The sequence below is a fragment of the Castellaniella sp. WN genome, from assembly GCF_054457555.1.
In genome coordinates this window covers 1,054,763-1,070,395 of sequence record NZ_JBTKZC010000001.1, presented here as the reverse complement: position 1 = coordinate 1,070,395, position 15,633 = coordinate 1,054,763, and the positions used below count along the sequence as shown (strand labels likewise).

The window sequence follows — 15,633 nt, the reverse complement described above, 5'->3', positions numbered from 1 at the left end:
GCCGGCCCGATGGCCGGCGCTTTTCATTCTAGGTTCCGGAAAACGGCGCTCCGCCGGAGCGCCGGGGGAGCCGTTTGCCTGAAAGGAGGTGTTATCGATGGAAACCACAATGAAAGCCGCCGTCGTGCGTGAATTCGGCAAGCCGCTGATCATCGAGGAAGTCGCCGTGCCCCGGCCCGGTCCCGGACAGATCCTGGTCCGGATCGAGGCGTCGGGCGTTTGCCATACCGACCTGCACGCCGCTCATGGAGATTGGCCGGTCAAACCCAAGCCGCCCTTCATCCCGGGCCATGAGGGCGTGGGGTACGTGGTCGGTCTGGGGGCGGGCGTGCGCCACGTCAAGGAGGGCGACCGCGTCGGGATTCCCTGGCTGTATTCGGCCTGCGGGCATTGCGCGCATTGCCTGGGCGGCTGGGAAACCCTGTGCGAGAGCCAGCAGAACACCGGTTATTCGGTCAATGGCGGCTTCGCCCGCTACACCGTGGCCGAGGCCGACTACGTCGGGCGTCTGCCCGATGGCGTCGGCTTCGTCGAGATCGCACCGGTCCTGTGCGCGGGCGTCACCGTCTACAAGGGCCTGAAGGTCACCGACACCAAGCCTGGCGACTGGGTGGTGATCTCCGGGATCGGCGGATTGGGCCACATGGCGGTCCAGTACGCACGGGCGATGGGCCTGAACGTCGCCGCGGTGGACATCGATGACGGCAAGCTCGCGCTGGCGCGCAGGCTGGGTGCGGAAGTGACGGTGAACGCCAGGGAAACCGATCCCGCGGCGTATCTGCGGCGCGAGATCGGCGGCGCCCACGGCGTGCTGGTGACCGCCGTGTCCCCCAAGGCCTTCGAACAGGCGCTGGACATGGCGCGGCGGGGCGGCACGATCGCCCTGAACGGCCTGCCGCCGGGCGACTTCCCCCTGCCGATCTTCGACATGGTGCTCAACGGCATCACGGTGCGCGGCTCCATCGTGGGGACTCGTCTGGACCTGCAGGAGGCCCTGGATTTCGCCGGCGCCGGGAAAGTCGCGGCCACCGTCTCCACCGACAGGCTGGAGAACGTCAACGAGGTCTTCGATCGCATGCTGCAAGGTCGGATCGACGGCCGTGTCGTGATCGACATGGCGGCGTAGCCGCGGTCCCGGAGCGGAAGGGCTCCGGCCCCACGTCGACGGTCCGGACGGCCCGGACGGCGTGGCCGTCCAGACCGGGACACCCGGCACCGGGACGGGGCCGCCTCAGGCGGCCTGGGCCCGGCCCCCGGACTCGGCGAGGCCGATCGGCTGGGCATGGGCATCCGTGTCCAGCGGAACCGTGCCCGAGGACAGGGCCTCGTCCAGGCGGCGCTTGTCCAGCTCGCCTTCCCAGCGGGCCACCACCACGGTGGCGGTGGCGTTGCCCACCAGGTTGGTCAGGGCGCGGCACTCCGACATGAACCGGTCCACGCCCAGAATCAGGGCCATGCCGGCCACCGGCACCGAGGGGATGACCGACAGCGTGGCCGCCAGCGTGATGAAGCCGGCGCCGGTGACGCCGGCCGCGCCTTTGGAACTGAGCATGGCCACCAGCAACAGCAGGATCTGGTCGCCCAGGCTCAGGGGGATGTCGCAGGCCTGGGCGATGAACAGGGCCGCCATGGTCATGTAGATGTTGGTGCCGTCCAGATTGAAGGAATAGCCCGTGGGGATCACCAGGCCCACGACCGATTTCGAGCAGCCGGCGCCTTCCATCTTCTGCATCAGGGTGGGCAGGGCGGCTTCCGAGGAACTGGTGCCCAGCACCAGCAGCAGTTCCTCGCGGATGTAGCGCACCAGCTTGAGGATCGAGAACCCGTTGTAGCGGGCCACAGCGCCCAGGACGACCAGCACGAACAGCACGGCCGTCGCGTAGAACGTGCCCACCAGCATCGCCAGGTTCAGCACCGAGCCGATGCCGTACTTGCCGATGGTGAAGGCCATGGCGCCGAAGGCTCCGATCGGAGCGGCCTTCATCAGGATCTCCACGATCTTGAAGACCGGACCGGCCAGGGCGGTGAGCAGGTCCAGCACCGGCCTGGCGCGCTCGCCGATGATGGCCAGGGCGATGCCGAACAGCACGGCGATGAACAGGACCTGGAGGATGTCGCCGCTGACGAAGGGACTGAACATCGTGGCCGGGATGATGTTCATCAGGAAGCCGCTGATGGTGGAGGCGTGCGCCTTGGACACGTAGGTGGCGACGGCGCCCTGGTCCAGGGTCGCCGGGTCGATGTGCATGCCCGCGCCGGGCTGCACGACGTGGCTGACGATCATGCCGATCACCAGGGCCAGCGTCGAGAAGGTGAGGAAATACAGCATGGCCTTGCCCGTCACGCGACCGACCTGCTTCAGGTCGCTCATGGCGGCGATGCCGGTCGCCACGGTCAGGAAGATCACCGGGGCGATGATCATCTTGACGAGCTTGATGAAACCGTCGCCCAGGGGCTTCATGGCCTCGCCCAGGTCGGGCGCGTAGTGGCCGAGCAGGATGCCGACGGCGATCGCGAACAGGACCTGGACATAGAGGATCCGGTAGAACGGGAGCTTGCGCGCGGGGGCGGCGTGGGTCGGGATGTCGAGCATGGTCCGTGTCTCCAGACAGGGCCGGGTGGGACGAGTCCGCCTCGTCGGCGCCGGCATTTTTTTCAAGGGGAGGCGGCGCCTGTCGTCAGGCCCGCCTGAAACAAGCAAAGCAATCTCCGTGCCAGTTGTTCTCGAGCTCTGGATATCCGATGTATCCGTTTGATATCAAAGTTATTTTTCATCGCTGCCGGATGCCTGACGCCAGTTGTCGGGACCTGATGTGGCGGAATTTCGCACACCCATGCGGTAGAATGTCTGAAATTCCGCCACGCCGAACATGCGACCCCAGAATCCGCCCGCCGCCTCGTGCGCCAAGCCGCGTCGTCCGTCCGCCTGGGCGGTGCGCTGGCTGCTGGCGATCGCGGGAATCGGCCTGCTGACGGCCGCGATCTGGGGGGCTGGCGCCTGGGCCCGGGACCGCGCCCTGCGGGATTTGGAATCGCAGGCTCGTGCCGCGGCGCAGCTGAGCCTCACCGCGCTGGGTCACAAACTCGACAAGTTTCGCGCCATTCCGCGCGTGCTGGCGCAGGATACGGCCCTGGAGGACGTGCTGGAGTCGCCCGCGCCGCGCGCGCTGGAGGACCTGAGCCGCCGGCTGGAGGCGCTGGGCCGGGAACTGGGGCCCTCAGTCCTCTATGTGCTGGACGCGACCGGCTGGACGGTGGCGGCCAGCAACTGGCGCGAACCGGACTCTTTCGTCGGCCACGATTACCGTTTCCGGCCGTATTTCAAGGATGCCATGGACACCCGGGACGGAGCGCATTTCGCCCTCGGGGTGGTGAGCCACGAGGCGGGCCTGTACCTGTCGCGCCGGATCGACGGCGCGCGGGGTCCGCTGGGCGTGGTCGTGCTCAAGATCGGCTTCCAGGACCTGGAAGCCGCCTGGGCCCGCAGCGGCATGCCGCAGTTCGTGACCGATGGGCGGCAGGTGGTGCTGCTGGGCTACCCGGAGGACTGGCATTACCGGGTGGCGCGACCGATGTCGCCGGTCGAGGCCGTACTGGTCCGCGCCAGCCTGCAGTTCGGCGCGGCCCCCCTGGATCTGCTGCCCCTGGCCCCGCTGCTGGTGGACCAGGGCCCGTTTCCGGCGACCCTGCTGCGCCTGACGCGCGCGGCGGCCGGCCTGGAGAAGGGCACGCAAGTCCTGCACGTAGAACAGCCGGTGGCGCGCATGGACGGCTGGCGCCTGCACCTGCTCAAGCCCGTGTCCGCCGCGCTGGCCCAGGCCGCGCTGGCCGCCCAGGCGCTGACTCTGCTGGCCCTGGCCGTCCTGTCCATGGCGGGGTGGTGGGCCGCGCAGCGGCGGCGCCGGGCCCGGGCGCTGCTGGCCGCGCGCGACGCGCTCGAGGCCGAGGTCCGTGCGCGCACCGGCGAACTGCGGCATGCCAACGAGCGGCTGCGCGCCGAGATGGACGAACGCCGCCGGGCCGAGGCGCGCCTGCATGAAATGCAGGACGAACTGGTCCAGGCCAACAAGCTGTCGCTGCTGGGACAGGTGGCCGCGGGCGTGGCGCACGAGATCAATCAGCCAGTCGGGGCGATCCGGACCTATGCCGACAACGCCGGCGAGTTCTTGCGGCGCGGTCAGGCCGACCGCGCGCGGGAGAACCTGTCGGCGATCGCCCGCCTGACCGAGCGGATCGGCGGCATCACGCAGGAACTGCGGGCGTTCTCGCGCAAGCGGGCGGCGTGCGTCGGGGAGGTCGAGCTCGACGCGGCGCTGGACGGCGCCTTGATGCTCTCCGGGCCGCGCCTGGTCCGGCAGGGAGTGCGCCTGGAGGATGGGCGCGCCGGACGGCCGTCGCCACGGGTCCGGGCGGACGCCATGAGGCTGGAACAGGTCTTCGTCAATCTGCTGCACAATGCGCTCGAGGCCCTCGCGGACACCGCGCATTCGCGCGTCCGTCTGAGCGTCGAGCGCGGCGGCGGGCGGGTCCGGGTGCGGATCGAGGACAACGGGCCGGGCGTCGATCCGGCCGCGCGCGAGCGCCTGTTCACACCGTTCTTCACCACCCGGGCGCAGGGTGTGGGGCTGGGCCTGGTGATCTCGCGCGACATCCTGACCGAATTCGGCGGCACGCTGGAGGCGCTCGATGTTCCGGAGGGTGCGGCGTTCGAGGTGGCGCTGGAAGCGATGGAGGACGTGGAATGAATCCGATGGACGTGGTGTTCGTCGACGACGACGAGGACGTGCGCGACGCCAATGCGCAGGCACTCGATCTCCAGGGCGTATCCGTGCGGGCCTGCGCGAGCGCATACGAGGCGCTGGACATCCTCTCCGATGCTTTCCCCGGCGTCCTGGTCACGGACGTGCGCATGGCCGACATGGACGGCCTGACGCTGTTCCGGCACGTGCGACGGCTGGATCCCGAGATTCCCGTGATCCTCATCACCGGCCATGGCGACATCGAGATGGCGGTGGGCGCCATGCGCGAGGGTGCCTACGATTTCCTGTCCAAGCCTTATGCGCCCGAGCGGCTGCTGGCCGCCATCCGCCATGGCACCGCGCAGCGGCGGCTGATCCTGGAGAACCGCCGGCTGCGGGCGCAGGCCTCGGGCGGAGGGGATGCCGCCGAATCGATGCTGATCGGCGATGCGCCCGCCATCGTGCGGATCCGCGAACTGCTGCGGCACGTGGCCGATGCCGACGTGGACGTGCTGGTGCATGGCGAGACCGGCAGCGGCAAGGAAGTCGTGGCCCAGGTCCTGCACCGGCTCAGTCGCCGGCGGGACGCGCCCTTTGTCGCCATCAACTGCGGCGCGTTGCCCGAATCGGTGATCGAGAGCGAGTTGTTCGGCCACGAGGCGGGCGCCTTCACCGGCGCGCAGAAGCGCCGCGTGGGCCGCATCGAGCATGCCGACGGAGGCACCCTGTTCCTCGATGAGATCGAGAGCATGTCGCCGGCGATGCAGGTGCGGCTGCTGAGGGTGCTGGAAACGCGCCAGGTCGCGCCCCTGGGCACCAACAAGCAGCGGGCCGTGGACCTGCGGGTGATTGCCGCCACCAAGGCCGACCTGGGTGAGCCGGCCATGCGCGCGCGGTTCCGCGAGGATCTGTACTACCGGCTCAACGTCGTGACGGTGAACATTCCGCCGCTGCGCGAGCGTCGCGAGGACATCCCGGTGCTGTTCGCCCATTTCGCCGGCCTGGCCGCCCGTCGCTTCGGGTGCCCGGTGCCGCCGATGGATTCCGCGCTGTTGCGCCATCTGATGAGCCACGATTGGCCTGGCAACGTGCGCGAACTGGCGCACTTCGCGGACCGCTGCGCGCTGGGCGTGCAGCAGGCGCCGGCCGGGGATCCGGCTGTGCCGGCGCGGGACGCCGGCAGCCTGCCGGAGCGTGTCGAGCGCTACGAGGCCGAATTGATTCGCGAGGCCCTGGCCGCGCATGGCGGCGAGATCCGAGGCACGCTCGAGACGCTGGGACTGCCGCGCAAGACGCTCTACGACAAGCTGCGCCGCTACGGTATCGATCGGCGGACCTACGTGCGCGGCGACGCCCCGGTCGAGGCGGACGCGAGCGATCCGGGGGTCTGATCCCGGCCGCCCGGCCGCGCGGCCACGCGGCCCTGGTCCCAGGCGCGCTGGCGGAACGCGCGCGGCGATTCCCCGGCCGCCTTGCGGAAGAAGCGCGTGAAATGCGCCGGCTCGGAGAATCCCAGCGCGTCCGAGATTTCCCCGATGGTCATCGAGGTGTAGACCAGGCTGCGCCCGGCCTCCAGCGCCAGCCGTTCGTGGATCAGCTGCAGCGGGGATTTGCCGGCGTGGGCTCGGGTGATCACGTTCAAGTGGGCGGCGGTCATGCCCATCCGCTCCGCGTACCAGGCCACGTCGTGGTGCTCGGCGTATGAAGCTTCCAGCAGTTCGCCGAAGCGGGTGTGGTGCTCCAGGCCCCGGGCGCGGGGCGGGCCGCCGGGTTCCGCGTCGAGGCGGTGGCTGCGCAGCCGCGCGTAGATCAGCGTCAGCCAGGCCTCGATCCGTGCGTCGCGGAAATCATCCTGTGACAGGTAATGGGCGTTCAGGTGCGCGAAGGCGTCGCGCAGGCCCGTGCCGCCGCCACGCTCCAGCGTGTGGATGACGGGCTGCGCCGGCGGGGCGGCTCGTGGCCCCAGAATATGGACCAGATGCGACAGCAGAGGGTAGGCGATCGTCACGACGTGGCCGGCGCAGTCTTCGTCGAACTCGAATCCGTGCACGAAGGCCTGCGGCACTTCGACGATCGCCGGGCCGGTCACGTCGTGTCGCGTCTCGTCCAGGCAGACGACCGCCCGGCCCCGGTGCAGGTAGAGGATCTGGTAGAGGCCCGAATGGCGGTGGGGCCGGATATGCCAATTGTGCAATCGGCTGCGCGAGGCGATGGTCTCGCAGTGCACACGCTCCGCCCGGGACCATTCTTCCCGGCCACCGTAGAGCTTGAAGATCGGCGCATGGTCGAAATATTTCATACGGGCAAGTTTAATCCTCAAAAATCCATTCAAAAAGAGGTTGGGATGGCGCACCATCTGTTCCGTGCCTGGAACCCGGGAGAGTGCGGGATCCGACCCGGGCCGTCGCTTCCATGTCTTCCTGGTCGCCAGGGGGCACGCCTATCGAGAACAGAGGAGAGAACATGAACATCAAGACGCGAGTCGCCATCATCGGCGCGGGCCCCTCGGGGTTGTTGCTGGGTCAGCTGCTGCATCGCTGCGGCATCGACAATGTGATCCTGGAGCGCCATACGCCCGAATACGTGCTGGGCCGCATTCGCGCCGGCGTGCTGGAATACGGTTTCGTCGATCTGATGCGCGAGGCCGGCGTATCCGAGCGCATGGACCGCGAGGGTCTGGTGCACGACGGCTTCACCCTGGCCTTCCAGGGGCGGCGCGAGCACGTCGATATGAAGGGGCTGACCGGCCAGTCGGTGCTGGTCTATGGGCAGACGGAAGTCACGCGCGACCTGATGGACGCCCGCAAGGCGAGCGGCGCGCCCATCCACTACGAGGCCGAGGACGTGCAACTGCACGATTTCCTGGACGGCAGGCCGCGCGTCACCTTCACCCATCAGGGCCAGAAAAAGACGCTGGAATGCGACTATATCGCCGGTTGCGACGGCTTTCACGGCGTGTCGCGCAAGTCGGCGCCGAAGGACAGGATCAAGGAATTCGAGCGTGTGTATCCCTTCGGCTGGCTGGGCCTGATGTCCGACACGCCGCCGGTCGAGGACGAACTCATCTATGTCCACAATCCGCGCGGGTTCGCTCTGTGCAGCATGCGCTCGCACACGCGCAGCCGCTACTATATTCAGTGCAGTCTGGCGGAACACGTCGAGGAATGGTCCGACGACCGCTTCTGGACGGAGCTGTCGGCCCGGCTGCCCGAGGACGTCGCGGGCAGGCTGGTGACCGGCCCTTCCATCGAGAAGAGCATCGCGCCGCTGCGCAGCTTCGTGGCCGAGCCGATGAAGTTCGGCAATCTGTTCCTGGTGGGCGACGCCGCGCACATCGTGCCACCCACCGGCGCCAAGGGCCTGAACCTGGCCTCCAGCGACGTGTACACGCTCTATCACGCGCTACGGGGAGCTTGCCTGGAGGGGCGCCCCGAGTTGCTGGACCGCTACTCGGAAATCGCCCTGCGCCGCATCTGGAAGGCCGAGCGCTTCTCCTGGTGGATGAGCATGCTGCTGCATGCTTTCGATGACGACGCCTTCAGCCGGCGCATCCAGCAGGCCGAGCAGGACTACTACACCAGCACCCGGGCCGGCCTGACCACGATCGCGGAAAATTACGTCGGCCTGCCCTACGAGCCGGTGGTGGTCTGATCCAGGAGCTCCGGTCCGTCCGGACCTGGCGGTTCGCGCCCGCTGAGCGGGGGAGGGGCGGATCAGCCGGGCGGCCCGTCGTCTGGCGCCAGCGCCCGGCGACGGAAGTCCTTGGGCGGCATGCCCGCCAGGCGCTTGAAGAAGCGCGTGAAATAGCCGGGGTCCGCGAACCCGAGGGAATCGGAGATCGCGCCGACGGTGCGCGGCGTGTAGATCAGTTCGCGGCGGGCTTCCAGCAGCAGCCGTTCGTGGATCAGCTCCAGCGCCGACTTGCCCGCCAGGGCCTGGACGATGGCGTTCAGGTGGGCGGGCGTCACGCCGATGCGCTGCGCGTACCAGGCCACCCGATGCCGGCGGGCGTGATGCTCCTCGATCAGCCGGGCGTAGCGCGCCAGGTGCTGGCTGCCGGGATCGGCTCCCGTGGCGGCCGTGCCGGCCGGATAGCCTTGGCGATGGATCCAGACCAGGATGCCCGCCAGCAGCGATTCCAGCAGGGGGCCGCGCTGCGGGCTGTGCAGGCCGCGGTATTCGCGGTCCAGCGCGTGGAAGCTCAAGGCCGCGTGCCGGCCGGTCTCGTCCGCGTCCAGCGCCAGCACGGCGGGATCGGTGGCGGCGCACAGGGCCAGCCCGAAACGCGCGCACAGCCCATGCAGCAGCGCGTAGGTCAGGGTCAGGATGTAGCCGCCCGAGCCGGGGCGGAAAATGAACTCGTGGACCACCCGCTGCGGCACCAGGACCAGCCGTCCCGGCCCCAGCGTGCTCGCCTGGCCGTCCAGCACCACCGTGACCTCGCCGGACTCCAGGAACAGCACCTGGAACAGGTCCGTGTGCTTGTGGGCCGCCACATGCCAATTGTGCAATTTCTCCTGGGCCGCGATGGTTTCGCAGTAGAGCGGGTCCGAGGCCGTCCAGACGTTGCCGTAGCCGTACAGCTTGTAGATGGGAATGGCGGTGTGGTCGCGGGCCGGAGGCGCCGGGGTGAGGGGCTCCATGGCGTCCTCCCGATGTTGGGTGCCGATATCCGCGAAATGTACATTTTTAAAAATCAAAAGTCCATTCTCCAACGATCCGTCCTGCGTCACCATGAGGCTGTCCGTTCCCGCCGCGACATCGGCGCGGCGGCTTCGATCACAAGGAGACATCCCATGACAGCAGCCACACGCAAGCGCCGGCGGGAAATCCCTGGCACCGTAATCTTCGACGGCGACCTGGCCCGCATCGGCTACGCCCTGAACCGCATGTGCTTCAGCTTCAACTCGGCCGAGTGCCGCGAGGCCTTCCTGCGGGACGAGGAAGCCTACATGACGCGCTACGACCTGACGGAAGCGCAGAAAGAGGCCGTCCGCAGCCGCCAGGTCCTGCGCATGATCGCCGCCGGGGGACACCCCTACTACCTGGCCAAGCTGGCCGGGATCTTCGGCCTGGACATGCAGGACATCGGCGCCCAGCAGACGGGCGTGACCAAAGAGGCCTTCCAGGCCAAACTCATCGCAGCGGGAGCTTGATCATGGCGCGCATCATCGGCAGCATCAGCACGTCGCACGTGCCGGCCATCGGCGGGGCGCTGGCCCGCCAGAAACAGCAGGACCCTTACTGGAAGCCCTTCTTCGACGCCTACGGCAAGGCGCGCGAATGGCTGGGGCGCGAGCGCCCGGACGTGGTGGTCATCCTGCACAACGACCACGGCCTGAACTTCTTCCTCGACAAGATGCCGACCTTCGCGGTGGGCGCCGCGGATGTCTACAGGAACGCCGACGAGGGCTGGGGCATTCCGCCGCTGGCGGCCGCGCGCGGCTGCGTGGACCTGTCCTGGCACATCGTCGAGACCCTGGTCGAGGATGAATTCGACATCACCACCTGCCAGGAAGCCCTGATCGACCACTCGGTGTCGCTGCCCCTGGCGCTGCTCTGGCCGGAAGGCAAGGAAGCCGGCGAATGGCCGGTGGAAATCGTGCCGGTGTGCATCAATACCGTCCTCGCGCCGTATCCCTCGGCCTCGCGCTGTTACCGGCTGGGACAGTCGCTGCGCCGCGCGATCGAATCCTGGGACGATGACCGGCGCGTGCTCGTCATCGCCAGTGGCGGCCTGTCGCACCAGCTCGACGGAGCGCGCGCCGGCTTCATCAACAAGTCCTTCGACCTGCAGTTCATGGAAAGCATGGTGGCCGATCCGACCTGGATTACCCAGTATTCCAACGACGAACTGGTCGAGCTCACCGGTACCCAGGGAATCGAGCTGCTGATGTGGGTGGCGGCGCGCGGCGCCCTGGACGACACGCCGGTCAGGCAGCACCACGCGCACTACCACGTGCCGATCTCCAACACGGCCACCGGGCTGCTGGTGCTGGAACCCGCGTAAACGCAAATCCGGTTGGGTCAGGTCACCAGCCCCCGCCGCGCCAGCCAGCCGGCGATCGCGGACAGACAGGCCGCGGGCGCCTCGAACGGCGCCATGTGGCCGGCCCCCTCGATGGCCACCAGGGCCGCGTCCGGTACCCTGGCCGTCATGTCCGCGTGACGGTCGAGCGGGCTCCAGCGGTCCTCGGTGCCGCTCATGAACAGGACGGGGCAGGCGATCCGACCCAGCAGTTCCGTCGCGTCGGGCCGGTCGATCAGGGCCTGGATCTGGCCGGCGAAGGAATCCGGCGTCGAACGCAGGATCATGGTGCGCATCCGGGCCATCAGGACGGCGTCGTCCCGGGTCCGGGACGCGATCATGCCGTCCAGCCAGTCCTCGGCGATGACCTGGATGCCGCCGGCCCGGGCGGCGCGCACCAGGGCCATGCGTTTTTCGGTTTCGCCTTCGCTCGGTCCCCGGTAGCCCGTGTTCATCAGGATCAGGGCGCGGCAGCGGCCCGGCGCCTGGCGCGCCATTTCCAGGGCGACGCGCCCGCCCATCGAATGTCCCACGACGATCAGCGGCCCCGCGGTGCGCGCCAGCACGTCGCGCGCCGCGCGGGGCAGGGTGTCGATGCCGCTCAGGTCGGCGGCCAGGACGTGGCCCAGGCGCGACAGCGGACCGATGAAATCGGCCCAGGTGTCCGCGTCGCACAGCAGACCGTGCAGCAGGACGAAGGTGGGACATGTGTCGTTCATGGTGATTCCCTTTCTTCGCTCAGACTTGGCGCTTGCTTCGGCAGTTTCGTCTCCTCGGATCGCAGCCGCCGTTCCAGCTTTTTTACATTCTCGGCGGCGGGCGGTGCGCCGTGAGCGATAATGAAGAGCAGCAGGCGCGGGGGCTGCGCCCACCCGTGTCCTTTTCCGGCCGCGCGCCCGGCGGCCTCCGGCGAGACGTCCGCATGCCCGATACGATCCTGCGAGAATCCCTTTATACCCAGCCCGGCCACCTGCTGCGCCGCGCGCAGCAGATTTCCGCCTCGATCTTCCACGACGAGATCGGCAGCCAGGTCACGCCCATGCAGTACGCCGTGCTGTGCGTGCTGCTGGATAATCCCGGGGTCGATCAGGTGTCCGTGGCGGGGCTGGCGGCCATCGATACGTCCACGGCGGCCAGCGTGGCGACGCGGCTGGAGGAAAAGGGTCTGCTGTCCCGGCGGGTGGACCCGGCGAACCGCCGCCAGCGGATCCTGACGCTGACCGATCAGGGGCGGGATCTGTTGCTGGAACTCAACGACGCCATCGGCCGGCTGCACCGGCGCATCTTCGAAAAATTCTCGCCCCGGGAAGAAGCCCGGTTCATGGAACTGCTGCAGAAACTGGTGGACGTGAACAATCACCAGAGCCGGGCACCACTGACGGCGGCGCGGTTCGGAAGCGCCGAGAGTCCCGCTGAAGACCCTGCTTCCAGCAGGGCCTAAGGGTAAGCACCGATATGGCATCGTCGTCCGAGAAAATAGGATATCCCTAAATGTTCAGTGTACTGAATATTCCTTTGAACGATACATCGGGCCGCGCGATCGCCGGGCGACCCGCCGGGAGGTTGACGATGTTTCCCAAGAATGCCTGGTACGTGGCCTGCACGCCCGACGAAATCGCGGACAAACCCCTGGGCCGCACGATCTGCGGCCAGCCCGTCGCGTTCTACCGGGGTGCTGAAGGCAGGGTCGCGGCGCTGGAGGATTTCTGTCCCCACCGCGGCGCGGCGCTGTCGCTGGGCGCGGTCGTGGACGGCAATCTGATGTGCGGCTATCACGGCCTGGTCATGGGCTGCGACGGCAAGGCCGTCTCCATGCCCAAGCAGCGGGTGGGCGGGTTCCCCTGTATCCGCAGCTATCCGGTGGTGGAGCGGCATGGCTTTATCTGGATCTGGCCGGGCGATCCCGAACGCGCCGACGAGGCGGCCATTCCCGATCTGTTCTGGGCCGAGCATCCGGAATGGGCGTATGGCGGCGGGCTTTATCATATCGGCTGCGATTACCGGCTGATGATCGACAATCTGATGGACCTGACCCACGAGGCCTATGTGCACGCCGACAGCATCGGCCAAGGCGAGATCGACGAGGCGCCGGTCGAGACCCGGGTCGAGGGCGATCGTGTCGTCACCAGCCGCGTCATGCAAGGCATCGTCGCGCCGCCCTTCTGGCAGGCCGCCATGCGGGCCCACGGCCTGGACGACCAGGCGCCGGTCGACCGTTGGCAGATGTCGCGGTTCACCGCGCCAGGCCACGTGCTGATCGACGTGGGCGTGGCGCTGGCGGGCAAGGGCGGCTTCGACGCCGATCCTCGCGACAAGGTGGCGGCGATCGTGGTGGACTTCATGACACCCGAGACCGAATCCTCGCACTGGTATTTCTGGGGCATGGCCCGCCACTTCCAACCCGACGACAACGCCCTGACCGATGCGATCCGCGAGGGGCAGGGCAGGATCTTCAGCCAGGATCTGGCCGTGCTGGAGGCGCAGCAGCGCAACCAGCGCAATTTTCCCGGCCGCCGGCTGCTGGCCTTGAACATCGATGCCGGCGGCGTGCGGGCGCGTCGCGTCCTGGACGACCTGGTCCAAGCCGAAGCCGCGGCCGCCTGAGCGCTTTATGAAAGTCCGGCCTGTTCGCCGGACGATTGGAAAGAGAAAGACATGATCACCGAATCCCTGTCCGTGCGGGTCGCCGGCAAGCATCAGGCGGCCCAGGACGTCGTCAGCCTCGAACTGGTGGACCCCGACGGCGGCCCGCTGCCGGAATTCTCGCCCGGCGCGCACATCGACGTGCATCTGCCGGGCGGCTTCATCCGCCAGTACTCCCTGCTCAACGATTGCCTGCAGCGGTCCCACTTCCTGATCGGCGTGTTGCGCGAGCCGCGGTCGCGAGGGGGCTCGGCGGCCGTGCACGACCTGGTGCGCGTGGGGGATCTGCTGCGCATCAGCGCGCCGCGCAACCGCTTCCCGCTGGTGCCGGCGGAGCGCAGCCTGCTGTTCGCCGGCGGGATCGGGATCACGCCGCTGCTGTGCATGGCGCGCCGTCTGCTGGCGACGGACGCCGCTTTCGACCTGCACTACAGCTGCCGTTCCCGCGTCCGCGCCGCCTTCCTGGACGAGATCCTGGGGCCCGCCCTGGCGGAGCATACCCAGGCGCATTTCGACGACGAGCCGGAGACAGCCCTGGACGCGCGGGCCGTTCTGGCGGCGGCCGGCGAGCGGACCCACGTCTACGTCTGCGGGCCGTCGGGGTATATCGACTTCATCCTCGGCCAGGCGCGCGCGGCCGGCGTGGACGAGGCGCGCATCCACTTCGAGCGCTTCGCCGTCGGCGAGGACGAGCATCCCTCGGCGCCGGTCGAGGGAGACGTGGCCTTCCAGGTCAAGCTGGCCAGCACCGGCGAAGTCTTCGACATCCCGGCCGGCGAGACCATCACCTCGGCCCTGGACCGGCAGGGCGTATTCATTCCAGTGTCCTGCGAGGAGGGCATCTGCGGCACCTGCCTGACGGGCGTGTGCGAAGGCGTGCCGGACCACCGCGACAGCTATCTCACGGACGCCGAGCACGCGGCCAACGACCAGTTCACGCCGTGCTGCTCGCGCGCCCGGACTCCCATGCTGGTACTGGATCTGTAGCCGGCACCTTCATTTCACGCATTTCATGATGACAAGACAAGGAGACAACCGTGAAGCATACGATCGGTAAGCTGCTGGCCGCCTGCGTCTTCGCGGCCGGAGGGCTGGGCGCGGCCCAGGCCCAGGACCTGAAGGTCGGCATGATCCTGCCGCTGTCGGGGCCGTTCGCCTCGACCGGGCAGCAGATGGTGAACGGCGCGAAGCTCTATCTGAAAGAGCACGGCGACACGGTGGCGGGCCGCCGGATCGTGCTGATCGAGAAGGACGACACCGGCGTGTCGCCATCGATCAGCAAGCGCCAGGCGCAAACCCTGCTGATCCAGGACAAGGCCGAGATCCTGGCCGGTTTCGGCCTGACGCCGGGCGCGTTTTCTGTCGCGCCCCTGGCGACCGAGGCCAAGGTGCCGATGGTGGTGCTGAACGCGGCCACGTCCTCGATCACCGAGAAGTCGCCCTACATCGTGCGCACGTCCATGACCCTGCCGCAGGTGGCCGCCCCGATGGCGAGCTGGGCGGCGGCCAACGGCATCCACAAAGTGTACGTCGCCGTGGCCGACTACGGTCCCGGCCACGACGCGGCGGCCCAGTTCAAGAAGACCTTCACCGCCGCGGGCGGCGAGGTGGTGGGCGAAGTCCACACGCCGCTCACCAGCCCGGACTTCGCGCCGTTCCTGCAGAAGATCAAGGACGCCGGGCCTGATGCGATCTTCCTGTTCGTGCCCAACGGCGAACAAGGGGTCGCCTTCGCCAAGAGCTACAAGGAACGCGCCCTGGCCGACGCGGGCATCCGGCTGCTGGCCACCGGCGACGTGGTCACCGAGGACGTGCTCGCGGCCATGGGCGACAACGCCCTGGGCATGATCACCTCGTTCCACTATTCCCAGGCGCACGATTCGCCGGAAAACGCGGCCTTCGTCAAGGCCTATGCTCAGGCCTATCCCGGCACGCGGCCCAATATGGTGGCGGTGGCGGCCTACGACGGCATGCGCCTGATCCGCGAAGCCCTGGAGAAGACCCAGGGCGACGCCGGCGGCGACGCCTTCATCGCGGCGGTCAAGGGTCTGAAATGGACCAGCCCGCGCGGTCCGGTGGAGATCGACCCGCAGACCCGCGACATCGTCCAGAACGTCTACATCCGCAAGGTCGAGAAGGTGGACGGCGTGTTGCAGAATGTGGAATTCGCCACGGTCCAGGCAGTCAAGGATCCGGGCAAACAATGACCGGGGCCGCGCGCGG

At 68.2% G+C, this 15,633-nt stretch carries 14 protein-coding genes; 10 read left to right on the top strand and 4 right to left on the bottom strand.

All coding sequences use genetic code 11. The features are described 5' to 3' along the window. The first annotated feature begins 97 nt into the window (after positions 1-97). Positions 98-1,126 (top strand): alcohol dehydrogenase AdhP, encoded by a 1,029-nt coding sequence (gene adhP / locus ACTPOE_RS04905; protein WP_458871099.1) that lies wholly within the window; start codon positions 98-100, stop codon positions 1,124-1,126. A 105-nt stretch (positions 1,127-1,231) separates the two neighbouring features. Here the strand turns inward: adhP and ACTPOE_RS04900 are convergent, their stop codons facing one another. Beyond that, positions 1,232-2,593, bottom strand: coding sequence for a dicarboxylate/amino acid:cation symporter (locus tag ACTPOE_RS04900; RefSeq protein ID WP_458871098.1), 1,362 nt, complete (start codon positions 2,591-2,593; stop codon positions 1,232-1,234). A 277-nt stretch (positions 2,594-2,870) separates the two neighbouring features. Here ACTPOE_RS04900 and ACTPOE_RS04895 point away from each other — a divergent pair, with 277 nt between their 5' ends. Together ACTPOE_RS04895 and ACTPOE_RS04890 are read left to right on the top strand one after the other, a co-directional pair. Next, positions 2,871-4,745 carry a sensor histidine kinase gene (locus ACTPOE_RS04895; protein ID WP_458871097.1) on the top strand — a complete coding sequence of 625 codons (1,875 nt, stop codon included), beginning with the start codon at positions 2,871-2,873 and terminating at the stop codon, positions 4,743-4,745. Then, on the top strand, positions 4,742-6,130 hold the full coding sequence (locus ACTPOE_RS04890) for a sigma-54-dependent transcriptional regulator (protein WP_458871096.1): 1,389 nt from the start codon (positions 4,742-4,744) through the stop codon (positions 6,128-6,130). The genes ACTPOE_RS04895 and ACTPOE_RS04890 overlap by 4 nt, the downstream gene beginning before the upstream one ends. Here ACTPOE_RS04890 and ACTPOE_RS04885 read toward each other — a convergent pair. Next, positions 6,076-7,038 carry a helix-turn-helix domain-containing protein gene (locus ACTPOE_RS04885; protein ID WP_458871095.1) on the bottom strand — a complete coding sequence of 321 codons (963 nt, stop codon included), beginning with the start codon at positions 7,036-7,038 and terminating at the stop codon, positions 6,076-6,078. The two genes, ACTPOE_RS04890 and ACTPOE_RS04885, sit on opposite strands and share 55 nt — an antisense overlap. A gap of 170 nt (positions 7,039-7,208) precedes the next feature. Here ACTPOE_RS04885 and pobA point away from each other — a divergent pair, with 170 nt between their 5' ends. Next, a complete protein-coding gene (pobA, locus tag ACTPOE_RS04880) occupies positions 7,209-8,390 on the top strand; it encodes a 4-hydroxybenzoate 3-monooxygenase (protein WP_458872762.1) in 1,182 nt (393 codons plus the stop codon). A 62-nt stretch (positions 8,391-8,452) separates the two neighbouring features. Here the strand turns inward: pobA and ACTPOE_RS04875 are convergent, their stop codons facing one another. Further along, positions 8,453-9,382 carry a helix-turn-helix domain-containing protein gene (locus ACTPOE_RS04875; protein WP_458871094.1) on the bottom strand — a complete coding sequence of 310 codons (930 nt, stop codon included), beginning with the start codon at positions 9,380-9,382 and terminating at the stop codon, positions 8,453-8,455. A gap of 153 nt (positions 9,383-9,535) precedes the next feature. On the opposite strand from ACTPOE_RS04875, the gene ACTPOE_RS04870 reads away from it, so the two are divergent. Both ACTPOE_RS04870 and ACTPOE_RS04865 read left to right on the top strand, forming a co-directional pair. Further along, positions 9,536-9,895: a protocatechuate 4,5-dioxygenase subunit alpha gene (locus ACTPOE_RS04870; RefSeq protein WP_458871093.1), complete on the top strand. Its 360-nt coding sequence runs from the start codon at positions 9,536-9,538 to the stop codon at positions 9,893-9,895. A 2-nt stretch (positions 9,896-9,897) separates the two neighbouring features. Beyond that, complete coding sequence (locus ACTPOE_RS04865; protein WP_458871092.1) at positions 9,898-10,749, top strand: class III extradiol dioxygenase family protein; 852 nt, start codon at positions 9,898-9,900, stop codon at positions 10,747-10,749. A 17-nt stretch (positions 10,750-10,766) separates the two neighbouring features. Here ACTPOE_RS04865 and ACTPOE_RS04860 read toward each other — a convergent pair whose 3' ends face one another. After that, positions 10,767-11,486, bottom strand: a complete 720-nt coding sequence (locus ACTPOE_RS04860; protein ID WP_458871091.1) for an alpha/beta fold hydrolase — start codon at positions 11,484-11,486, stop codon at positions 10,767-10,769. Between the two features lie 203 nt (positions 11,487-11,689). On the opposite strand from ACTPOE_RS04860, the gene ACTPOE_RS04855 reads away from it, so the two are divergent. The 4 genes from ACTPOE_RS04855 (at position 11,690) to ACTPOE_RS04840 (ending at position 15,617) form a co-directional block, all read left to right on the top strand. After that, a complete protein-coding gene (locus ACTPOE_RS04855; protein WP_458872761.1) occupies positions 11,690-12,208 on the top strand; it encodes a MarR family winged helix-turn-helix transcriptional regulator in 519 nt (172 codons plus the stop codon). Positions 12,209-12,336: 128 nt separating this feature from the next. Next, positions 12,337-13,371 carry an aromatic ring-hydroxylating dioxygenase subunit alpha gene (locus ACTPOE_RS04850; RefSeq protein ID WP_458871090.1) on the top strand — a complete coding sequence of 345 codons (1,035 nt, stop codon included), beginning with the start codon at positions 12,337-12,339 and terminating at the stop codon, positions 13,369-13,371. 51 nt (positions 13,372-13,422) lie between these two features. Beyond that, on the top strand, positions 13,423-14,397 hold the full coding sequence (locus tag ACTPOE_RS04845; protein ID WP_458871089.1) for a PDR/VanB family oxidoreductase: 975 nt from the start codon (positions 13,423-13,425) through the stop codon (positions 14,395-14,397). 50 nt (positions 14,398-14,447) lie between these two features. Then, entirely contained in the window at positions 14,448-15,617 is a 1,170-nt protein-coding gene (locus ACTPOE_RS04840) for an ABC transporter substrate-binding protein (RefSeq protein WP_458871088.1), read from the top strand. Positions 15,618-15,633: the final 16 nt, after the last annotated feature.